The following is a 19,817-nucleotide window of genomic DNA, read 5'->3' as shown; positions in this document are numbered from 1 at the left end:
GAGGTCGTCCATAACCGTAACGATGCGGTTGGCATCTATGTTTCCTCGGTGACTATTCGCTGGTTCTGAGTACTTTTCCCTGGGAAAACCTTGGCCGAGTGTCTTCACTGCTGGGGGGTTCGACGTAGCGTTTATGACAAACCGAAGGGAAGAAGGCGAAGTGTCTGAGGACGACCGGACGCGGGCCATGCGCTCGCCAGGCGACGGCCGCCCGCTGCCACCGAGGCCGGGTGACGGCCTGCGCGCCGGGGGTGCACCGGCCCACCAGGTCCCGTCCGCGCCGGCCGGAGGGCCGGCTGGGGGGCCGGGTGCGCCGACGCACAAGCTCCCTGCGGCCTCGCAGTACCCCGAGCCGGGGTCAGGCGCCGCCTCTCCCGGGTCCGGCCCGGAGGAGCCGCGCCAGGGGCGCTCACGCGTGTACGGCAAGGCGCGCTCCGGCGGCAGCCCGATGAAGCCGCTCCGGCCGGGGCGCGAGCCCTCCGACCCGGCCAGGCCCCGCAGGCGGGTGTCCGGCGGGACCATCCTGAAGATCGTCGCCGGGTTCCTGGTCGTGCTGCTGGTGGCGGGCGTGGGCATGTTCATCTGGATCAACTCCAGGATCAACGGCATCGAGGGCGTGCTCGACGACTATCCGGGCCGGGTCGCCGACACCCCCGGCACCAACTGGCTGCTCGTCGGCTCCGACAGCCGCAAGGGCCTGTCGGCCGCCGAGCGCAAGAAGCTGCGCACGGGCCAGGCGGTCGGGCAGCGTACGGACTCGATGATGCTGCTGCACATCTCCGACAGCGGCGACAAGCCGACGCTGGTCAGCCTGCCGCGCGACCTGGCCGTCGACATCCCGGGCAGGAAGCGCGACAAGCTCAACGCCGCCTACAACGGCGGGCCGCAGCTCCTGGTCAAGACCGTTGAGACGGTCACGGGCGTGCACGTCGACCACTACATGGAGATCGGGTTCGCCGGGTTCGTCGACATCGTCGACGCCATCGGCGGCGTCGAGATCAACGTGCGGGCCGCCGTCGACGACCCCAAGGCCGGGCTCAAGCTGAAGAAGGGCACCCAGGTGCTCACCGGCGCCCAGGCCCTGGGATACGTGCGGACCCGAAAGGGCGGCGCGCTGCCCGACTTCGAGCGGACCAAGCGGCAGCGGCAGTTCCTGGGCGCGGTCGTGAAGAAGGCGGCCAGCCCCGGAGTGCTGATCAACCCGTTCACCTCGATCCCGCTGGCGATGAGCGCCACCGACGCGGTCGCGGTCGACGGGGGCACGGGCGCGTTCAGTCTGCTGTCGCTGGGGCTGGCGATGGGCGACAGCCCCGTGACGACGGTGGTCCCGTTCGGCGGCACCGAGCGGCTCGCGGACGGCGGCGAGGCGATCAAGTCGGACCGGCCCAAGGCGCTGGCCCTCTTCAACGCGCTGAAGGAGGACAAGCCGGTGCCCAAGGACGTCCTCGACACCGGCAACAACTAGCGCTGCTCAGCCGGAGCCGGCGGTCGTCGCGGCGACGGTCGATGCGGTGATCGCCGCGATCATGGCCCCGTTGATGGCGGCGATGGTCTGCGCGACCGCGTCGGCCGTCCAGGCGCCCTCCGCGATCTCCTTGACGCGCTGCCTGCTCGCCTCGGGGAAGGCCTTGCGGTCGAGCTTGGCCGCGTGCGCGATGGCGATCAGGACGGCCGTGCGGGCGTCGGGGTCGGCGCCCGCCAGCGCGCTGATCACCCGGTCCCTGACCTCGGCCTCCACGTCGGGGTTCGCCTCGGGCCAGCGCGTGGTGGGGAAGATGCCCAGCACCTTGCCGCGCTGCTCGGTCAGCACGCCCGACTCCGCCAGCCTGGTGAGCAGGCGCGTGCGAAGCTTGCCCGACTGCAGCCGCTGGACCCACCAGGCGGGCTTGCGCTCCTTGCCCTCCCCGGCGATGCGGGCCAGCGTGGCGTCCAGCTCAGGATCGCCGAGCGGGGACGGGTCCTTGACCGTCACCTTCTTGTCCGACAGCTCCACCCGGTCGTTGACGGCCAGCTCGGCGAGGATCGCGCCGGCGAGGGCGGGGTCGAGCTGGGTCCCGGAGACGAGCTGCGTGCCCTTCTCGTCGTTGTAGGCGAGCAGGAGCAGTTCCTCGGCGATCGTCACAGTCATGCTTCGACACTAACCTCCCAGCCATGACCATCTCGGAGAAGTTGCACGCCATCGGCCGCCCGCTGCTCCGGGCGCAGCTCGACCATCCCACCGTGGCCGGCATCGCACGTGGCGACCTGCCCGAGCCGGTGTTCAGGTCGTGGCTGGAGCAGGACTACCTGTTCCTGCTCGACTACGTACGGGTGTTCGCGCGGCTGGCCTGGCAGGCGCCCGCCGGGCATCTGGGTGACCTGGTGGACCTGGCGCACACCACGTACCACGACGAGCTGAGCCTGCACAGGTCGCTGTCGGCGGGGTTCGGCGCCGATCTGGAGGGGGCGGTGAAGGGGCCGGCGTGCGCGGCGTACACGACGTTCCTGCTGGAGTCGGCGGCGTCCTATGGGGAGGGGCTGGCCGCGCTCTATCCCTGCATGTGGGGATATTCGAGTCTTGGGCGGATATTGGCGGAGAATCCGCCTGTTGAGCCGAGATATCGGGCTTGGGTGGACACGTACGCCGATCCCGGGTTCGCGGCGCTCACCGAGCGGATCGCGCAGATGATCGACGAGGCCGGTCCGGATCCGGCGCGGGCCGAGGCGCTGTTCGCCGAGGGGATGGCGCACGAGCTGGCCTTCTGGAGCGTGCCGTAGCCGTCCACAGGCTGTGGATGGTCGGGGCGCGCACGTACCCTGGTGGCATGCCGGAACTACCCGAAGTGGAGTCGCTCACCCACTTCCTGCGCGAGCGGGCCGTGGGCCGCACGGTGCTGGGGGTCGACGTGGTGGCCATCCAGGCGCTCAAGACGTTCGACCCGCCCGTGACCGCGCTCGGCGGGCTGACCATCACCGGCGTGGCGAGGCACGGAAAGTTCCTCGACCTCGACTGCGACGGCCTCCACCTGGTCATCCACCTGGCCCGCGCGGGGTGGCTGCGCTGGCGCGACGACCTGTCGGGGGCCAAGCCCGTGCGACCGGGCAAGGGCCCGCTCGCCGTACGCGTCCGGCTGGCGCCCGACGAGGAGGGACTGGCGCCCGGGTTCGAGCTGACGGAGGCGGGGACGCAGAAGCGCCTGGCCGCCTATGTCACGAAAAATCCGGACGAGATCCCCGGCGTCGCCGCCCTCGGCCCCGACCCCCTCGACGAGTCCTTCACCGTCGACGCGCTCAAAGGCATCCTGGGCGGCAGCCGCACCCAGATCAAGGGGCTGCTGCGCGACCAGAAGATCATCGCCGGCATCGGCAACGCGTACTCGGACGAGGTGCTCCACGCGGCGAAGATGTCCCCGTTCAAGATCGCGGCCACGCTGACGGACGCGCAGATCGCCGACCTGCACGAGGCCATCGTCACCACCCTGGGGGAGGCCGTGGAGCGGGCGCACGGGCTGGCGGCCAAGGACCTCAAGGCGGAGAAGAAGTCGGGACTGCGGGTCCACAACCGCGCCGGGCAGCCGTGCGACGTCTGCGGCGACACGATCCGGGAGGTGTCCTTCGCGGACTCCTCGCTGCAGTACTGCCCCACCTGCCAGACCGGCGGCAAGCCCCTCGCCGACCGCCGCCTGTCCCGCCTTCTCAAATGAACTGCGAGGGCCCTTTGGACCCGCTCGACGACTACGACGTGCGGCAGTGGGACACCCGCGAGGACTGCGAGGTGCGCCAGATCCTCGACCGCATCGCGGACAAGTGGTCGCTGCTCGTGATCGCCCTGCTCGACTGCCAGAGCCTGCGCTTCACCCAGCTCCGCCGCGAGATCGACGGCGTCAGCCAGCGCATGCTCAGCGTGACCCTGCGCCAGCTCGAACGCGACGGCCTCGTCAGCCGCACGGTCCACCCCGTCGTGCCGCCCAGGGTGGACTACGCGCTCACGCCGCTCGGCCGCACGCTGCACGAGACCATCAAGTCGCTGGTCACCTGGACGGAGGCGCACCAGGAGGAGATCGCCGAGGCGCGTGCGGCCTACGACGCCAGGCGCGAGATGATGGAGTCATGACCGTTCCTGAGATCGAGGCCAGTGCCGTTCCCGCAGACGCTTACCTGCTCGACGTCCGTGAGCAGGACGAATGGGTCGCGGGGCACGCCCCTGAGGCCGTGCACATCCCCATGACGCAGATTCAAGGGCGGGTCGAGGAGGTGCCCGGCGACCGCACGGTCTACGTCGTCTGCCGGGTGGGCGGCCGGTCCCTGCAGGTCGCGGCCTGGCTCAACCAGCTCGGGCGCGACGCCGTCAACGTCGGCGGCGGCATGCAGTCGTGGGAGTTCGCGCGCCTTCCGATGGTCAGCGAGACCGGGCAGCAGCCGTTCGTGGCGTGAAACCTTGGTGAAGGCCCCACTGTGGCGGTTTCGCCGCCACTAAGGCATGATGAGGGCGCCAACTGCAGATTGTCGCGGGAGCTCGGGGTTTCGCCGGGCTGAGAGGGCAGCCATAGATCCGCTGCCGACCGCCTGAACCTGTCCGGGTAATGCCGGCGTAGGGAGTGCGCGATGACGCATGTCGTCGACGAAGTTCCGCTGACTCTTGAAGGCAGGCCGCCGAAGACCCTGGGCGTGCTCGACCAGGGCGCGCTCTGGGCGAACCTCGGAGTCAGCCTCCTGGGCTTCTCCGGGGCGTCCCTCCTGCTCAACCCCTTGGGCAACGCTCCCCTCAGCCTGGCCGCCGCGCTCCTGGCGACCGTGGTCGGCAGCCTGATCGGCACCGCCATGGTGGGCCTGTCCGCCGTGCCCGGCACCCAGACGGGGCAGCCCGCGATGGTGCTGCTGCGGGGCCTGTTCGGGGCAAAGATCTCGTACGTCCCCACGGTGCTGAACATCGTCCAGATGCTCGGCTGGGCCGCGTTCGAGCTGTGGGTGATCGCCAAGGCGGCCAGCGCGATCTTCGGCGCCGTGCCGTACCAGGTGTGGGTGGTCGCGGCGGGGGTGCTGACCACGGCGCTCACGATCTGGCCGCTCGGGTCCATCAGGCTGCTGCGGCGGTACGTCACCATCGGCGTGGTCGTGTCGATGGTGTGGTTCGCCTGGCACTTCCTGACCAGCGCGCCCGCGCACACCGGCGGGTCCTGGACGGCGTTCGCCCCGGCCGTGGACTACGTGATCGCGCTGTCGGTGTCGTGGGTGCCGATGGCGGCCGACTTCGCCCGGCACTCCAGGTCGAGCAGGGCCGCGTTCACCGGCGTGGTCGGCGGCTACACGCTGGCCCAGGTGGCCTGCCTGGGCCTGGGCGTGTTCGCGGTGGCCCTGGCGGGGGCGGACAACGTGGCGGCCGATCCGACGTCGGTGTTCGGCCCGTTCGTGGCGGTGCCGCTGGGCGCGCTGTTCTTCGCGATCCTGGTGCTGCGCGAGACGGACCAGTCGTTCGCCAACGTCTACTCCACCACGGTCTCGCTGCAGAACCTGATGCCGCGGGTGGACCGGCGCGTCTTCTCCGTCGCCATCGGCGTGCTGAGCGTCGCGATCGCCCTGGTCGTGGACGTCAACTCCTACGGGGCGTTCCTGGGCGTGATCGGGGCGATCTTCGTGCCGATGTTCGCGGTGCTGGCCGTGGACTACTTCGTGCTGGGCGGCTCGCGCGGCTGGAACACCGCGGAGGACGCGCCCTCACGCTGGTCGAGGCTGGTGCCGTGGGCCCTCGGCTTCGTGGCGTACTGGCTGGCGACCGCCACGCCCCCGGACACGGCGTGGGGGGCCTTCTGGCAGTCGGCCCGCGAGGCCATCGGCTTCACCCGGCAGCCGTGGATGAACGGGGCGCTCGGTGCGGCCATCGTCGCCGCGCTGGTCACCCTGCTGATCGGCTGGTCGACGCGCGCTTTTCGACGTTGAGCAGGTGCTGCTTGGCCGTCGCGCCGCCCGCGTAGTCGCCGAGCGCGCCGTCCTCGCGCACCACCCGGTGGCACGGCACGATCACGCACACCGGGTTGGAGGCCAGCGCGTTGCCGATCGCCCGCAGCGCGCGCGGCCGGCCGATGCTCGCGCCGATCGCCTCCAGCGTCGTGGTGGTGCCGTAGGGGACCGCGATCGTCTTCTGCAGCACCGTACGGGCGAAAGACGTCGCCAGCGCGAGGTCGACGGGCGTGCTGAACGCGCGCAGGCGGCCGGAGAAGTAGGCGTCCAACTCTCTGCGCACCGGGTCGAGCCGGCGCGGGTCCGGCCCGATGAACGAGCCCACATGCCTCGTGACCAGCTCGAACACGGCGTTTTCCGGCTCGAAGCTGCACGCCGCGACACCCTTGCCGGTCACCGCGAGCACCAGCCTGCCGACGGCCCCGTCATAGGTGCCGAACGCGATGTCAGGATGCGTCTCACCTCGATAGGTGCTGGAGGTCACGCGCAACAGGGCATCGATATCGCCGCTCGACATGCCACCACCCTCCCCACCCGCCGAGAATCACCGTGCCCGCAGCGTATCGGACGGATCGCCCGACGCACTCACCACGCCACGTGCACTATGGAGGAGTGGGGGACGAATGGGCCGGTAGTGACGACGAGATCGCTCGTGCTGCCCTCGCCGGTTCGCCCAACGCCGTCGTGGTCGTCGACCGGGATCAGAGCGTACTGGTCTGGAACGAGGCGGCCGAGCGGCTGTTCGGGTGGACGGCGGAGGAGATGCTCGGGCGCCGGGCGCCGATCGTGCCGAGCGAGCTGACCGCCGAGCACAACGCCGTGCTCGAACGCGTGCGCACCGGCGGCCAGGTCTCGGTCCGCACCAAACGTTTACGCGGCGACGGGACCCTGCTCGACGTGCGCGTGGACATCAGCGCGCTGCGCCTGGGCAGCTCCGTGGCCGGGTACGTCTGCGTGCACCACCTCGCGCGGGCCGACGCGGTGGCCAGGGACCGCATGGCGCGGCGGGCCAGGCTGGTGCGCCGGCTCACCGACGTGGTCGGCGACATCAACTCCGAGCTGGAGCTGTCGGCCGTGCTCGACCGGATCTCGGCCAGCCTCACGGAGCTCACCGGGGCGGACGCGGGCGGGTTCGTGCTGATCGAGGGCGAGCGGTTGCGGCTGGTCAGCACGTACCAGTTGCCGGCGGCCATCAGGGGCACCACCAGCGACCTGCGCACGAGCCTCGTCGACAAGCTCTTACGCACCGGCAAGACCGTCATGCTGGAGTCGAACGGGCTGGAGGACCTGGTGTGGGCCCGGCTGAACGGGCTGCACACGATCGCGCTGGGCCTGGCGGCCGTCGGCGGGCGCCCGTACGGGGCCCTGTACGCGCTGTTCGCCCAGAGCACACCGGGACACCTCGAACTGGAGCTGCTGGAGCTGCTGGCCGGCCACGCGGGCATCGCCGTCGGCAACGCGGTGGCCTACCAGGAGGCGGTGCGGCAGCGGGCGCACGAGCAGGCCGTCTTCGACGCCAGCGCCGACGGCATCGCCGTGCTCGACGGATCGGGGCGGGTCGTCCGCTGGAACCCGGCCGCCGCCGAGCTCACCGCGTTCCCGGCCGAGGCGGTCATCGGCGGGCCGCCGCCGTTCCCCCTGCCCAAGCCGGGCGAGAAGGTCACGTTCCAGATGGAGAACGGGCGGTGGCTGGACGTCGTGAGCGCGCAGATCGACGAGACCGGCGAGGTGGTCATCGACTTCCGCGACGTGACCACGGCCAAGGAGCTGGAGGAGGCCAAGGACCTGTTCCTGGCCACGACCAGCCATGAGCTGCGCACGCCGATCACGATCGTGCGCGGGTTCGCCAGCACGCTGGACAGGCGCTGGGACAAGATGAGCGACCCCGAACGCCGCTCGGCCGTGCACACGATCGCCGAGCGCTCCAGGTCGCTGGGCGAGCTCATGGACCACCTGCTGCTCGGGGCCAGGGCGGGGGCTGACGAGCTGAAGGTGCGGATCGAGGAGTTCGACCTGGCCGAGCGGATCGACACGGCCACGCTCGGGCTGCCCGCGCTGTCGGACAAGCACCGGGTCGAGGTGGTCATCCCGGACGGGCTGCCGAACGTGCTGGGGGACGCGCTGGCCACGGAGATCGTGCTGGGGCAGTTGCTGGAGAACGCGTTCAAGTACTCGCCCAAGGGCGGGTTGATCAGCGTGGAGGCGTGGTCCGAGGCCGACGACGTCGTCGTCGTGGTCGTCGACGATGAGGGGTTGGGTATCGCCCCGACTGACCGGGAGCGGATCTTTGAGAGGTTTGTTCAGGTAGACAGCGGCGACCGGAGACGGTTTGGTGGAGTGGGGCTCGGACTCTACATAGTCCGCAGCCTCGCCAGAGCACAAGGCGGAGACGTGAGCGCCCATCCGAGACCCGGAGGCGGCACGCGGATGCGTCTCGAACTGCGAGGCGCTTTTCGGGCTTAGTTTCCCCTATCGGATCCGACACACCGAGGCGGTAACGAGGTGGTCACAGTTGAGCTGATCTATCGTCCAATGTGTACAAGCTGTGATCGAGATGCGGTTTCTGGGATCGAGTAACGGGGCATTTCGGTCGTACCGGGGAGTGTTCCCGCGGGGGGCACAGGGAACGGGGAGGTGGGTGTGTCAAGCGTGGTGCTGCTGCCGTACGCGCCGTCCAGCGTCGCCGTTGCCCGCCAGCGCCTGAGCACTGAGCTGCAGGACAGCGGGGTTTTCACGGCCGCGATCGACGACGCGGTGCTCGTGGTGAGCGAGCTGCTGAGCAACGCGCTGAGGCACGCGCACCCGCTTCCGTCGGGGATGGTGAGAGTGGCGTGGCTGCGGAGTGACGATCACATCGAGGTGGCGGTGAGCGACGGGGGCGCGGCGACCGAGCCGCGGGCGGGCCGCCCGACCCTGTCGTCGCTCGGGGGCCGGGGGCTCGGCATCGTGGAGTACGTGGCGGAGAGCTGGGGGGTCCGGCACGACGGTGACACGACCACGGTGTGGGCCATCCTGCCCGCTCCTCGTGCGTCGCTGAACGGGCAGGTCACAGCCCTCAGAGAGGCCGGCTAGCCAGCACCGCCCGCTCGGTCGTGGCCCACGCCATGGACACGAGCAGGTAGAGCCCGGCCGCGAGCGGCAGCACCAGCGCGGCCAGCACGGAGCCGTACGGCATCCACGGGAGGACCCTCTTCAGCCAGTCCGGCTGGTCCTCGGTCACCTTGATGTTCTTGGCGGAGAACCACGCCACCACCGCGACCAGCGCAATGATCACAACAAAGACCAAAACCGGCGCACTGACCAGACCGAAATTGGCCACAACTCCGGCCACCTGCTGGCCCAGCGGGGCGCCGAAAAGGGTCTGCCCGGCCAGCGCGGTCGGATGCGTGGCCACCCGGAACATCAGCCACATGAACGGGAACTGGGCCAGCATCGGCAGGATCCCGGCGAACGGCGAGCTGCCTTCCCCGGCGTAGAGCGCGGAGGCCTCCTTGGCCAGGCGCTCGGGGTTGCGCGCGTGCCGCTTCTGCAGCTCGCGCAGCTTGGGGGCGAGTCGCTCGCGGATCTTCATGGTGCGCGACTGGCGTACGTTCAGGGGCAGCAGCAGGAGTCGTACGGCCAGGGTGAACAGGACGATGCCGAGCGCGGCGCTGCCCCCGGACATGCCGATGACGAACGTGACAAGAGAATCGATCATGAGCCCTACTTGGAGTGAGACGGGGAAAAGGGCTCACTCATGCGAGGAGCCCCGCTTGACGGTGAAGCGGGGCGTCTCTAGGGGGCTCTTGGGCGCGAGCGTCCGGCCGCGTCCGGGTCGCGCTGCCGCTGGAAGGCCATGCGGCGCGCGTAACTCAGCGGAAAGCTCGGCGGCTCCCCACTGAGGATGGGCAGCAACGTGGCCGCCCACGTGGCCAGCAGCAGGATCGCCACCATGGTGATCCCGACCAGCCACGGGTCGAACAGGAAGAACGTCAATGCGATCGGGAGGACTTGCCCACCACGGCGACCGCGACGAACACGAGCAGAGCGATCACCCCGATGACCAGAGCAATCTTGATCAGGCCGGCCAGCATCGGCAGCAGGAAATTGAACAGCACGAAGAGACCCAGCAGGGTCCCCAGCACGAGCATCACGACTCTACCCATGGAGCCACCGTACGTCCTCCGGGGGTGATCCGCGAGGCTTACGAAGCAATGACGTACATGACGCTCAGGCGTCACTCGGTCGTACCGTGAAGACGTGAACACGCGCATCCTGGTCGTCGATGATGATCCGACCGTTTCCGAGGTCGTCGCGCGCTATCTGGAGCGCGACGGTCACGAGGTCGAATGCGTCGGCGACGGGGCGGAGGCGCTGCGCAGGGCGCTGGCCAACCCGCCCGACCTCATGGTGCTGGACCTGATGCTGCCCAAGATCGACGGGCTGCAGGTGTGCAGGAAGCTCAGGGAGCGCTGGCCCGTACCGGTGATCATGCTGACCGCGCTCGGCGAGGAGATCGACCGGGTGGTCGGGCTGGAGACGGGGGCCGACGACTACGTGACCAAGCCGTTCAGCCCGCGCGAGCTCGCGCTGCGCGTGCAGTCGGTGCTGCGGCGGGCGCGGGGGGCGTCCGTCACCGGCGGCACCGGGGTGCTGCGCGACGGGGATCTGGTGGTGGACGTGGGGGCTCACGAGGCCCGGCTGCGGGGGGACGAGGTGATGCTGACGGCGCGGGAGTTCGATCTGCTGGCCCACCTCATGCGCAATCCGCGGCAGGCCTTCAGCCGCTCCGCGCTGCTGAACCAGGTGTGGGGGTGGTCGTTCGGCGACTCGTCCACCGTGACCGTGCACGTCAGGCGGCTGCGGGAGAAGATCGAGCCCGATCCGACCGAGCCGCGGAGGATCGTCACGGTGTGGGGGGTCGGATACCGGTACGAGCCGATGGAGGGCGGTTCCTGATGCCGCAGCCCGGTGATCTGCCCATGGTCGTGGCGGTGGCGGCCGGGCTCGGGCTCGTGGTCGCGCTGCTGGGCATCGGGGTGATGTGGCGGCTGCGTACCAGGTCCATCGGGGTGATGATGGCCGTGGTCGTGGTGGTCGCCGTGGCGGCCACGCTGGCCGGGGTCGTGGCGATCATCATGAAGATGATCATCGAGGGGGCCGTCAAGGACTTCGTGCTGAGCGTGGTGGCCGTGGGCGGGCTGGTGGGGCTCGGGGTGGCGTTCGTGCTGGCCAGACGGGTGGTCGCGGAGAGCAGGCGGCTGGTGGACGCCGTACGCGCCGTGCCGTTCACCGCGCCGCGGGGGCTGCCGGCCGAGCTCCAGACCATCGCGAACACCCTGGAGGAGGCGTACGCGCGGGAGCGGGCCCTCGAAGGGGCGCGGCGGGAGCTCGTCGCCTGGGTGAGCCACGATCTCCGTACGCCGCTGGCCGGGATGCGGGCCATGGTCGAGGCCCTGGAGGACGGGGTGGTGTCGGATCCGGCGACGGTCGCGCGCTACCACGGGCAGATCAAGCTGGAGGTGGAGCGGCTCTCGGCGATGGTGGACGACCTGTTCGAGCTGTCGCGGATCCACGCGGGGGCGCTGCGGCTGTCGCGTTCGCGCATCGGGCTGGCGGACCTCGTGGCCGACACCGTGGCCGGCGCCGAGCCGCTCGCCAGGGCCAAGGGGGTGCTCCTCACGGCGGAGGCGGCGGCGTCCCTGCCGGTGGAGGCCGACGCGGGGGCGTTGGGGCGGGCCCTGCGGAACCTCGTGGTCAACGCCATCCGGCATACGCCGTCGGACCGGACCGTGATGCTGCGGGCCGGGGTGGACGAGGAGGGGATGGCCTGCCTGTCGGTCGCGGACTGTTGTGGCGGGATTCCCGAGGAGGACCTGCCCCGGGTGTTCGAGGTCGCCTTCCGGGGGGAGGCCGCTCGCACCCCCACCGCCGACGGCGGGGCCGGCCTCGGGCTGGCCATCGCGCAAGGCATCGTGGAGGCGCACGACGGGGTGATCGGGGTGGTCAACGACGGGCCGGGGTGCCGGTTCGAGATCCGGCTTCCCCTGGTCGGCAGCTGACCGCTCCCGGCGGCGGCGCTCGAGCCTGGTACGGCGCTCGCTCTTGGTACCGGCTCGTTCTCGGTACGGCGCTCGCTCTTGATACCGGGCTCGTTCTTGGCACGGCGGCTCGCTCTTGGCAGGCGGCTCGTTTTCGTACGGCGGCTCGCTCTTGGTACGGGGCTCGCTCTTGGTACGGGGCTCGTTCTTGGTACGGCGGCTCGGACGCTCCTGTTGGATGTGGCGGGTGTGGCGGTGGCGTGCCGCTCAGGCGCTTTCGGGGAGTCCCGGCTCCGTCGTGTCCCTTGAGCCGCCGAACGACTCCGACATCGCGCGAAATGTCGGGCACGGCCAGCGCCACATGCAGCTCCGGCACCGCAGGATCGGATGGGCGGCGTCGCTGGTGATGCCCCCCGCGTCCCTCGGCTGGTGAAGATCGAGCAACCTCAGCCCGAGCTCCAGGAACCTGAGCAGATCAGCGCGGGCACCGCCCAGAAAGTCGAGGTCCTCGATCGCGAGCCTGGTGCGGATGGGGACATAGCCTTCGCGGTTCACCAGGCTGCGGAGGCGTTCTGCTTCTTCATGCCATGACGTGGCCTTCTCCGTGCGGATCAGGATGCTCTCCAGGCGCTCCCGGAGCCCTTGACGCTGAGGGTCTTCAGGTTTCTCTGCTTTCATCGTCGCGGGACCCGTCTGTCGTGCCCCAGCCCCTCCTTCACCATGAAGCCGTGCTGTGTCCGGTGTCACGCTGTCAAGCTTCGCGTACTCTCCGTTTCCATGGAGCCCAAACGGAGGACAAAAACCTGTGGTTGCCCTATCGGCGTGACAACGTGACCGGAAGCCTTCGCGCCGCTAGCCTGCCCATGTGGAGCTCAAGGTCTCGACTCGATCACATGCCGGGTGCGCACTCGTTGCCATCACCGGAGAAATCGACCTCTATACGGCACCTCACCTGCAGTCCGAGTTCACTCGGCTGCTGCAGGAGGGGCCCAGCCGAGTGGTCATCGACATGTCCGCCGTGGATTTCTGCGACTCCACGGGGATGAACGTGCTGCTCTCAGCGCTCAAGCGGATGAAGGAGCAGGGAGGGGCGCTCGACGTGGCCGCTCCACGTCCCGCCGTCCGCAAGATCCTGCAGGTCACCGGGCTCGACTCGGTGTTCACCGTGTACGACGAGGTGCCGCAGGAGTTCCTCATAACCGAGGGGTCATGACGGGATCCGTGCTCGGATCCGGGGACGTACTGAACGGGGTCACCTCGACCCCGGCCGCAGGGGCGGCCCGCTGCACAGCGGCGCCGCTACTCGCGCATGCACCACACCGGCCACCCGCACCGCGCCCTGAGGACGCGTCACGCGGGACGTCGGCGCTGTGCTCTGACAATGCCTTGCGCAGTACGCCGGCACCGCGACCTGCCGAGACGTCCTGCGCGCCCGCAGCGCCGCGACCGGCGCATGCGACATGCAGGACGGCGGCGCTGCGGCCGGAACACGGGACGGCCAGGATGGCTACGGCCAGGGCGGCAACGCTCAGGCCCGCGCACAGGGCATGGGGCTCGGCAGCACCCCGGCCCGCGCAGGAGACGCGGAGGACGGCAACCCTCCAGCCTCTGGCCACGACGCAGCATCGGTCACCGAACGCCTCCCTTCACAGGAAGGAGATGCGTGAGGTCGTGCCCGCGACGCAGCACGAGATCGTGATGCATGCGGCCCCGCGCGGCACATCGCAGCCGCCTCGACCGCCTGATGACGGGCGGGGCGGTACCGCCGCTCATGACCGGAGCGTCGGCTACGGTGGCAATAACGACCTGAGTCGAGTCCCGGGCCACGGTCCCGACGCCGATCCCGGTGCTCGACCGACTCGACCTAGGAGAATCGAAAGCGTCGTGTGCGGAGGTGACGCTCGGTGAGCAGCAGCGGCGACACAGCGGTCATCATCCCGGCCGCCAACGAAGCCGACCGCATCGCGGCCACCGTCAAGGCCGCCGCGGCCCTGCCCGGCGTCGACCTGGTCGTGGTCGTGGACGACGGTTCGAGGGACCAGACCGGCAGGGTGGCACGCGCGGCCGGCGCCAGGGTGGTGCGCCACAGCCGCAACAGGGGCAAGGCCGCCGCGATGGAGACCGGAGCGGAGGCCGTCCGTCTTCTCGACGAGGACGCCAACCCCCGCCACCTGCTCTTCCTCGACGCCGACCTGGGCGAGACGGCTCACGCCGCCGCACCCCTCATCGAGCCCGTACGCGCGGGCAAGGCCGACATGACCATCGCGGTCTTCACGACCAGGGTCAAGCTGGGCGGACACGGCCTGGTCGTACGCCTGTCGAAGGAAGGCATCCGCCGGGCCACCGGCTTCAACCCGGCCCAACCGCTCAACGGTCAGCGCTGCATCACCAGAGCGGCCTTCGAGGCGGCCCGTCCGCTGGCGCATGGGTTCGGGGTGGAGACGGCGCTGACGATCGACCTGCTCCACAAGGGGTACCGGATCGTTGAGGTCGAGGTCGACATGGCCCACCGCGCCACGGGCACGGACTGGCGGGCCCAGCTCCATCGAGCGATACAACTCCGGGACGTGGCGCTCGCCCTCGCCACGAGAGAGCCGCTTATCGCCCAAAACCTCCATAAAATCCGCCCCAACCGCTGACCATCTCCACACCTGGCAACGGCCATGAGGCCGCTTCCCTCCTCACCCGAGGGCAGCGGCCGAGGCCGGCGACGCGTCCCCCGGGCCCGCCTCGCGTCGGCAGGCCGGACCCGCGCCCCACCCGTTCGCCGCCCCGTCCACAGAACCCCCAGCCCGATCCCGTTATCCACAGGAACCTCCCGCCCGGCCGAAGCCACCCCACGAGTGTGCTGGAATTTCCCGGTGACTTCGGAGAAGCGGCACGAAAAGGCACGGGGTCGGCTCGCCGGGCTGGCCACGGCGGCGATCGGCGCCTCGATCCTGCTGACGATCACCATAGGCCTCCTCGGCCCATCGCCCATGGTGCCTGCGCTGACCGGCCCGAGCTGGCAGCCGCCGTACTCTCTCGACGTCCACCCCAACCCATACCTGGTGATCGCCCTCGCCGCCGCCGCGATCATCCTCGGCGGCCTGGGCCTCCTGACCGCCCTCGCCCTGACCCGCCCCCCAAAGCACCCCCACCCACCCACAGCCACCCCCCAGGCCCCACCCCCCACCAGCTCGGCGGACACCCCGTCCCCACAGCCCGACGAAACGCGGTCAGATGCGCAAGGGGGAGATCGGGCACCCACGGACGTGCCACGGCCGGGAGCGCTGGGGGCAGATGCGCAACGGCCGGGACTGCCGGGGGCGGATGCAACACGGGCGGCTACAACGGAGACGGATACAGGCGCGGCACGGGCAGATGCGGCACAGGCAGATGCGGCACGGGCAGATGGTTCAGCACGGCCGCCGAAGACGAATGGGTCGCCAACAGCTGCGCCGAGCAGCAGGCGCCGGCCACTGCCGAGCGCCCGCCTCCTCGTCCTGATCGGATGTGCGGCCGCCGCGATCCTGGCGTTCCTTCCACCGTCCGGCTCCGGAGACCACCTCAACTACGCCGCCTACGGCCGCATGGTCACGCTGGGCCTCAGCCCGTACACCCACGGCGCGGTCGACCTGCCGGGCGACCCCATCGCGGACGCGGTCGAGGACCCATGGCGCGAGGAGCCGAGCGTGTACGGCCCGGTGGCCACGGCCGTGCAAGCGGTGGCGAGCTGGATCGGCGGCGACTCGCTCCGCCTGACGATATTCGTGCTGGCCCTGTTCAACGCCGCCGCGTTCATAGTGACGGCCCTGCTCATCGACCGTTTCACCAGAGACGACCCGGCCAGACGCCTGCGCGCCGCACTCCTGTGGACGGCCAACCCCCTGCTGCTCTACCAACTGGTGGCAGGAATGCACGTGGACACCCTCGCCATCGCCTGCATGGTCGCCGCCCTCCTGGCCAGAAGCCGTCCCACAGGCTCCGGCGTCCTGCTCGGGCTGGGAGTGGCGATCAAGGTCAACTCCGGCCTGGTCGCCCTCGGTCCCGCCTGGGAGCTGCGCCGCCGCCCCGCCCGCCTGGCCCTCATGGCGGCCTGCGCACTCGCCGTAGTGGTCATCGGGTACGCGATCGTCGGCCCTGAAGCCATCGCCCCGATGACGCGTACCAGCAAGTCGATCTCCCACGCCTCGTTCTGGAAGCTCGTCCAGGGCTGGCTCCAGTCCATCGTGGGCACCGGCAGCGCTTACCGAGGAGAGATCCAGATCGGCTCAATCCTGGTGCTCGCCCTCATCGCCTGGGCCCTACTCCGCCTAGCCTCCCGCTCCCGCCGCCCCGCCTCCCCACCAGCCAACGAGGCAACCCCTATCCCACCGAACGGACCTGGCCACCCCACAACCGCCGCAACGAGCCCCGCACCGTCGAGCAGTGTGAGCGATCGAGCAACAAGCCAGTCGACTAACGACCCAGAACGCGGAACGACCAACGACTCGGGAAGTGAGACGAGCAACGGCGTAGGACGCGGAACGGACAACGACCTGGCAAGTGGGACGAGCAGCGGCGCAGGACGCTGGGCGAGTCGCTGGACGGCGTCACACGGCAACGGCGGGCTCGAGGCGCCGGTCGTGGCGGCCGGGCTGGTGGTCGCCTACCTGTTCGCAACGCCGTACATCCTGCCCTGGTACGACGGCCTGGCCCTCGGATTGCTGGCGCTGGTGGCGGCCTCCGCAGTGGACGGGTTCGTGGTCGCCCACCTGCTGGTCCTGTCGCTGGCCTACCTCCCGGCCAGAGTGAACGGGCAGCCAGAAGACCTCGAATGGCTCAGAACAGTGGTCCGGCCGCAGCTTGCGTGGGTGCTGCTGGCCCTGACGGTGGCATTGGTCGTATGGGCGTGGCGAACGGCCAGACGCGAACGCCTGCTATCGACACCGGCTCGGCATGGCGAATTACAGGGCGAACGCTGATCGTCGGCGTCGGCCAGGCGGGCTTGGTCATGCCCCGCGGAGTGGTGTAGCCCGGCTCTCGCGTGAGGCTCTGCTGGCTTGACTATGCCCGTCGTCAGTTCGGCGTGCGCTCACCTCCTGCTGGTCGGTGTCGGGTGGGGTGAGCAGGGCCATGGAGCTTTCGGACAGGTAGTGGCGGTCGGTGACCTGCCATTCGTCGTGGGCTTCGACCAGGACCGCGCCGCCCAGGCGCAGCAAGGCTTCGAGGTTGGGGAAGACGGCGCGGTGCTGAGGGGGTCGTTGGTGTCAGCTGGGGGTGGTGAGTTGGAGGGCGCGGACGCAGGCGGCCAGAGTCAGCGGAACGGCCACCGTCAGGGCCATGGCGGGGATGGCGATGCCGGAGTCGTTCATGAGGAAGCCGACGAAGGCGCAGGTGAGGGCGCCGAAGAGGCCGGATCGGAGGGCGGGGGTCAGGCGGTAGGCCTGGCCGAGCGCGGAGGCGCCCCAACGCGAGGGGCGGTCGAGCACCAGGAACAAGAAGGCCAGCGCGACCAGCGAGAGGAGGGTCAGTGACCAGTTCCCGACGGTTACGCCGATCATGGCGCTGAACTTGCGGCCGACGACGGTCCACGCCTGGCCGTCGATGATCTGCTGGACGAAGTTGCCCAGGTGGGTGCGCTGGGCGTCGGGGCGCAGCCAGTCGAACACCGAGAGGGCGCCCACGAATACGGCCCCCACCAGGCCGACGAGCAGGAGCCTCAGCACCGATACGCGTTTGCCGGAAAGCAGAATGAGGAAGACCGCCAGGCCGATCACGAACGCCGGCACACCGCCGAAGTCCGCTCCCCACGAAGGCCACCCGTCCGCGAAGACCGCGAGTCCCCCGTACAAGGCGCACATCGCCACGACCACGACCCTGGAGACACCCCTGCCGAGCAACCACTGGGCCACGCCCGCGAGTCCGAGGATGGTGCCGGTGGCGTAGACGGCGAAGGCGATGTTGCTGAAGCCGTAGAAGCGGCCCCCGGTGACGGGCTCGTAGCCGGTTACCGCGTTCACCTGGAGCTTGGAGCCGGTCATGACGTCGATGAGGAGTGCGAGGGAGGTGACGGCGGCGACCACGGTGAGCGGGCCCAGCACGTGAGCTCGCCACGGACCGGCGAAGGCCAGGGCGGTGATCAGCCCGGCGATGGCCACGATCGTCACGATCACCGACAGCATCGGCACGGGCAAGGTCCACCAGGGCACCAGCTGGGCCAGGAAGGTGGAGACGGGGATGGCCCCGCTGATCACCGCGACGATCTGGACGGCTTTGAGGAGCTTGGAGGCGCTCGCGAAATCACCGGCCGGGGCGTCGCCGAGGGGTGACGTGCCTTCTTGCTCGGTGGACGAGGGCTCGGTGGACGAGGGCTCGGCTGGCGGGAGCTTGGCGGAGGGGGGCTCTGTGCCCGGGGAAGTGGGGGCGGTGGTGTGTTCGGGGAGTTCGGGGGCGCCGGTGGTGGGTGGGGTGCGGTCTTTGGTGGTGTTCGCGGTGTCGGTGGCGGGGGGCGTGATGGCACCTTCCGCGGCTTCTTCGGCGGTTTTGAGGGGGTTGGTGGTGGGTGGGGTGGTGTCTTCGGGGGTGTTGAGGGTTGCGGTCACGGATGGGGTGGTGCGGTTTGTGGTGAGAGGGGAGGGCTTGGTGCCGTGATGTGAGGGGGTTTGGGGGTGGTCGGCGGTGGGGCGGGGGGATGGGGTGGAGCGGCGGCGGCGGAGGGCCAGGGCGGCGAAGGCGTAGAAGAGGAGCTGGACCGTCACGAGTACGGCGAAGAACGGGCCGCGTACCTCCCGGAGCACCTGGCTGGCCAGATCGCCGTCCGCCAGTTCAGCCACCGTCTCGGCCGGGGTGGCGGCGGTTGGGCCGTTGGGTTGCCAGGGGCGGCCGACCACCTGGCGTGGGGCGGGGAGGCCCAGGAGTTGAATGGCGGTGGCGGTGAGGTCGGTGATCGTGACCAGGGCGTCCTGGCGAGTGGAGGTGGCCGTGAGGTAGCCGTGGTCGTACGGCCGGCCGCTCGGTGACGGGCCCTTGGCGATCGCCACGTGGAGGTGGGCGATCGTGGACACGTCCGAGATGCCTGCCACGAGGGTGGTGGTGTTGGGGGGCAGTTTGGCGATCAGGGCGCCGATCTGCTGGTCCGCCCTGGTGGCGGCTGCCTGGCGGGCCGCGGTCGGCAGGGAGGCGGGGACGCCGTACTCGTCCAGGGGCTGCCCGGTCCAGGCGGTGGCCAGGTCGGCGGCCTCCATGATGATCAGGTTGTACGGGGTCAGGTCGCCGGCGGCGTCGAGAGTGGGGGCGTATTTGGCGATATTTCCGGACCTGTCGGCTCCGGCGAGTGCGGCGCCTGGGCCTATGGCGGCGACCTTGCCGCCGTTGTCCGTCACCAGCTGGCCCAGGGTGCCGAGCTGGGCGTCGAACCCGGTTTCGGACTGGTACGCGGCCAGGGCGGGCCAGTTCGGGATCTTGGCTGTTTTCCCGGTGAGCTGGGGGGTGGGGGGTTGGAGGCAACCCTTGCCCGCCGTGCCGGCTCGTTGGCCTGCTGAGATGGTCAGCCAACCCGTTGTGGGGCAGGTGATGCCGCGATCGGGGGGTGGGACGGCTCGCGTGGAGAGGGAGGCGGAGGCTCCCTGGCTGATGAGTGCCCACAGGTTGGGGGTGCGGGAGGGGTGGAGGTCGCTCCACTCGAGGCCGGGCACGCCGATGAGGGCTACATGGCCCTGACCGATCCCTTGGGTGGGCTGCCATAGCGCAGTGGTCGAGGGTCCTCCGGCTGCTCTGGCGAGCGGGCCGGGGTTGCCCGGCGGCGTCGCGGCGGCGGCCGGGGGCGGGGGGAGGCACGCTGCGGCGGCCAAGCCGAGGGTCAGGCTGAGGGCAAGCGTGCCGAGGGCGCGGACGGTA

Annotated in this window: 20 protein-coding genes, 1 pseudogene and 1 riboswitch; of the genes and pseudogenes, 13 read left to right on the top strand and 8 right to left on the bottom strand. The window is 70.1% G+C overall.

What is annotated here, in order from left to right; all coding sequences use genetic code 11:
- Positions 1 to 160: 160 nt before the first annotated feature.
- Positions 161 to 1,465 carry an LCP family protein gene (locus tag ABZS69_RS34925; RefSeq protein WP_355379653.1) on the top strand — a complete coding sequence of 435 codons (1,305 nt, stop codon included), beginning with the start codon at positions 161 to 163 and terminating at the stop codon, positions 1,463 to 1,465.
- A gap of 6 nt (positions 1,466 to 1,471) precedes the next feature.
- On the opposite strand, the gene ABZS69_RS34920 is transcribed toward ABZS69_RS34925, so the two are convergent.
- Positions 1,472 to 2,128, bottom strand: coding sequence for a GPP34 family phosphoprotein (locus ABZS69_RS34920; protein ID WP_355379652.1), 657 nt, complete (start codon positions 2,126 to 2,128; stop codon positions 1,472 to 1,474).
- Between the two features lie 23 nt (positions 2,129 to 2,151).
- Here ABZS69_RS34920 and ABZS69_RS34915 point away from each other — a divergent pair, with 23 nt between their 5' ends.
- From ABZS69_RS34915 to ABZS69_RS34895, 5 genes are all read left to right on the top strand, one after another.
- Positions 2,152 to 2,757, top strand: a complete 606-nt coding sequence (locus ABZS69_RS34915; RefSeq protein WP_355379651.1) for a TenA family protein — start codon at positions 2,152 to 2,154, stop codon at positions 2,755 to 2,757.
- Between the two features lie 47 nt (positions 2,758 to 2,804).
- Positions 2,805 to 3,683 (top strand): DNA-formamidopyrimidine glycosylase family protein, encoded by an 879-nt coding sequence (locus ABZS69_RS34910; protein ID WP_355379650.1) that lies wholly within the window; start codon positions 2,805 to 2,807, stop codon positions 3,681 to 3,683.
- Complete coding sequence (locus ABZS69_RS34905; RefSeq protein WP_355379649.1) at positions 3,680 to 4,093, top strand: helix-turn-helix domain-containing protein; 414 nt, start codon at positions 3,680 to 3,682, stop codon at positions 4,091 to 4,093. Before ABZS69_RS34910 ends, ABZS69_RS34905 begins: the two co-directional genes overlap by 4 nt.
- The gene (locus ABZS69_RS34900; protein ID WP_355379648.1) at positions 4,090 to 4,413 is read left to right on the top strand and encodes a rhodanese-like domain-containing protein; all 324 of its coding nucleotides are present in this window, start codon (positions 4,090 to 4,092) and stop codon (positions 4,411 to 4,413) included. The genes ABZS69_RS34905 and ABZS69_RS34900 overlap by 4 nt, the downstream gene beginning before the upstream one ends.
- 64 nt (positions 4,414 to 4,477) lie before the next feature.
- Positions 4,478 to 4,595, top strand: a riboswitch (TPP riboswitch).
- Positions 4,585 to 5,916 carry a cytosine permease gene (locus ABZS69_RS34895; protein ID WP_355379647.1) on the top strand — a complete coding sequence of 444 codons (1,332 nt, stop codon included), beginning with the start codon at positions 4,585 to 4,587 and terminating at the stop codon, positions 5,914 to 5,916. (Overlaps the previous riboswitch by 11 nt.)
- Here ABZS69_RS34895 and ABZS69_RS34890 read toward each other — a convergent pair.
- Positions 5,873 to 6,454 (bottom strand): methylated-DNA--[protein]-cysteine S-methyltransferase, encoded by a 582-nt coding sequence (locus ABZS69_RS34890; protein ID WP_355379646.1) that lies wholly within the window; start codon positions 6,452 to 6,454, stop codon positions 5,873 to 5,875. The two genes, ABZS69_RS34895 and ABZS69_RS34890, sit on opposite strands and share 44 nt — an antisense overlap.
- 95 nt (positions 6,455 to 6,549) lie before the next feature.
- Between ABZS69_RS34890 and ABZS69_RS34885 the strand changes: the two genes are divergently transcribed.
- Positions 6,550 to 8,400: a PAS domain-containing sensor histidine kinase gene (locus ABZS69_RS34885; RefSeq protein ID WP_355379645.1), complete on the top strand. Its 1,851-nt coding sequence runs from the start codon at positions 6,550 to 6,552 to the stop codon at positions 8,398 to 8,400.
- Positions 8,401 to 8,577: 177 nt separating this feature from the next.
- Positions 8,578 to 9,009: an ATP-binding protein gene (locus ABZS69_RS34880; protein WP_355379644.1), complete on the top strand. Its 432-nt coding sequence runs from the start codon at positions 8,578 to 8,580 to the stop codon at positions 9,007 to 9,009.
- Here ABZS69_RS34880 and yidC read toward each other — a convergent pair.
- The 3 genes from yidC to ABZS69_RS34865 all read right to left on the bottom strand — a co-directional run bounded on the left by yidC (position 8,993) and on the right by ABZS69_RS34865 (position 10,082).
- The gene (yidC, locus tag ABZS69_RS34875) at positions 8,993 to 9,634 is read right to left on the bottom strand and encodes a membrane protein insertase YidC (RefSeq protein WP_355379643.1); all 642 of its coding nucleotides are present in this window, start codon (positions 9,632 to 9,634) and stop codon (positions 8,993 to 8,995) included. The genes ABZS69_RS34880 and yidC overlap by 17 nt on opposite strands.
- Before the next feature lie 77 nt (positions 9,635 to 9,711).
- Positions 9,712 to 9,912: a DUF6412 domain-containing protein gene (locus ABZS69_RS34870; RefSeq protein ID WP_355379642.1), complete on the bottom strand. Its 201-nt coding sequence runs from the start codon at positions 9,910 to 9,912 to the stop codon at positions 9,712 to 9,714.
- Positions 9,909 to 10,082: a hypothetical protein gene (locus ABZS69_RS34865; RefSeq protein WP_355379641.1), complete on the bottom strand. Its 174-nt coding sequence runs from the start codon at positions 10,080 to 10,082 to the stop codon at positions 9,909 to 9,911. Before ABZS69_RS34865 ends, ABZS69_RS34870 begins: the two co-directional genes overlap by 4 nt.
- 94 nt (positions 10,083 to 10,176) lie before the next feature.
- Between ABZS69_RS34865 and ABZS69_RS34860 the strand changes: the two genes are divergently transcribed.
- Together ABZS69_RS34860 and ABZS69_RS34855 are read left to right on the top strand one after the other, a co-directional pair.
- The gene (locus ABZS69_RS34860; RefSeq protein WP_355379640.1) at positions 10,177 to 10,875 is read left to right on the top strand and encodes a response regulator transcription factor; all 699 of its coding nucleotides are present in this window, start codon (positions 10,177 to 10,179) and stop codon (positions 10,873 to 10,875) included.
- Positions 10,875 to 11,978 (top strand): HAMP domain-containing sensor histidine kinase, encoded by a 1,104-nt coding sequence (locus tag ABZS69_RS34855; RefSeq protein ID WP_355379638.1) that lies wholly within the window; start codon positions 10,875 to 10,877, stop codon positions 11,976 to 11,978. Before ABZS69_RS34860 ends, ABZS69_RS34855 begins: the two co-directional genes overlap by 1 nt.
- A 246-nt stretch (positions 11,979 to 12,224) precedes the next feature.
- Here ABZS69_RS34855 and ABZS69_RS34850 read toward each other — a convergent pair whose 3' ends face one another.
- Positions 12,225 to 12,704 (bottom strand): hypothetical protein, encoded by a 480-nt coding sequence (locus tag ABZS69_RS34850; RefSeq protein ID WP_355379637.1) that lies wholly within the window; start codon positions 12,702 to 12,704, stop codon positions 12,225 to 12,227.
- Between the two features lie 118 nt (positions 12,705 to 12,822).
- Here ABZS69_RS34850 and ABZS69_RS34845 point away from each other — a divergent pair, with 118 nt between their 5' ends.
- The 3 genes from ABZS69_RS34845 to mptB all read left to right on the top strand — a co-directional run bounded on the left by ABZS69_RS34845 (position 12,823) and on the right by mptB (position 16,903).
- Positions 12,823 to 13,170 (top strand): STAS domain-containing protein, encoded by a 348-nt coding sequence (locus ABZS69_RS34845; protein ID WP_185069723.1) that lies wholly within the window; start codon positions 12,823 to 12,825, stop codon positions 13,168 to 13,170.
- Positions 13,171 to 13,861: 691 nt separating this feature from the next.
- Positions 13,862 to 14,596, top strand: a complete 735-nt coding sequence (locus ABZS69_RS34840) for a glycosyltransferase (RefSeq protein WP_355379636.1) — start codon at positions 13,862 to 13,864, stop codon at positions 14,594 to 14,596.
- Positions 14,597 to 14,620: 24 nt separating this feature from the next.
- The gene (gene mptB / locus ABZS69_RS34835; RefSeq protein ID WP_355379635.1) at positions 14,621 to 16,903 is read left to right on the top strand and encodes a polyprenol phosphomannose-dependent alpha 1,6 mannosyltransferase MptB; all 2,283 of its coding nucleotides are present in this window, start codon (positions 14,621 to 14,623) and stop codon (positions 16,901 to 16,903) included.
- 27 nt (positions 16,904 to 16,930) lie between these two features.
- Here the strand turns inward: mptB and ABZS69_RS34830 are convergent.
- Positions 16,931 to 17,161: pseudogene (locus ABZS69_RS34830) on the bottom strand (hypothetical protein); the annotation flags it as partial.
- A gap of 27 nt (positions 17,162 to 17,188) precedes the next feature.
- Positions 17,189 to 19,615 (bottom strand): hypothetical protein, encoded by a 2,427-nt coding sequence (locus ABZS69_RS34825; protein WP_355379634.1) that lies wholly within the window; start codon positions 19,613 to 19,615, stop codon positions 17,189 to 17,191.
- Positions 19,616 to 19,817: the final 202 nt, after the last annotated feature.

Source organism: Nonomuraea sp. NPDC005650, assembly GCF_040605375.1.
Taxonomy (GTDB): domain Bacteria; phylum Actinomycetota; class Actinomycetes; order Streptosporangiales; family Streptosporangiaceae; genus Nonomuraea.
This window is presented reverse-complemented; position numbering and strand designations above follow the sequence as displayed.

Excerpts from the sequence above, each read along its gene's own strand:
- ABZS69_RS34920 (WP_355379652.1), bottom strand. The coding sequence starts at position 2,128 with ATGACTGTGACGATCGCCGAGGAACTGCTCCTGCTCGCCTACAACGAC.
- ABZS69_RS34915 (WP_355379651.1), top strand. The coding sequence starts at position 2,152 with ATGACCATCTCGGAGAAGTTGCACGCCATCGGCCGCCCGCTGCTCCGG.
- ABZS69_RS34910 (WP_355379650.1), top strand. The coding sequence starts at position 2,805 with ATGCCGGAACTACCCGAAGTGGAGTCGCTCACCCACTTCCTGCGCGAG.
- ABZS69_RS34905 (WP_355379649.1), top strand. The coding sequence starts at position 3,680 with ATGAACTGCGAGGGCCCTTTGGACCCGCTCGACGACTACGACGTGCGG.
- ABZS69_RS34900 (WP_355379648.1), top strand. The coding sequence starts at position 4,090 with ATGACCGTTCCTGAGATCGAGGCCAGTGCCGTTCCCGCAGACGCTTAC.
- ABZS69_RS34895 (WP_355379647.1), top strand. The coding sequence starts at position 4,585 with ATGACGCATGTCGTCGACGAAGTTCCGCTGACTCTTGAAGGCAGGCCG.
- ABZS69_RS34890 (WP_355379646.1), bottom strand. The coding sequence starts at position 6,454 with ATGTCGAGCGGCGATATCGATGCCCTGTTGCGCGTGACCTCCAGCACC.
- yidC (WP_355379643.1), bottom strand. The coding sequence starts at position 9,634 with ATGATCGATTCTCTTGTCACGTTCGTCATCGGCATGTCCGGGGGCAGC.
- ABZS69_RS34865 (WP_355379641.1), bottom strand. The coding sequence starts at position 10,082 with ATGGGTAGAGTCGTGATGCTCGTGCTGGGGACCCTGCTGGGTCTCTTC.
- ABZS69_RS34855 (WP_355379638.1), top strand. The coding sequence starts at position 10,875 with ATGCCGCAGCCCGGTGATCTGCCCATGGTCGTGGCGGTGGCGGCCGGG.
- mptB (WP_355379635.1), top strand. The coding sequence starts at position 14,621 with ATGAGGCCGCTTCCCTCCTCACCCGAGGGCAGCGGCCGAGGCCGGCGA.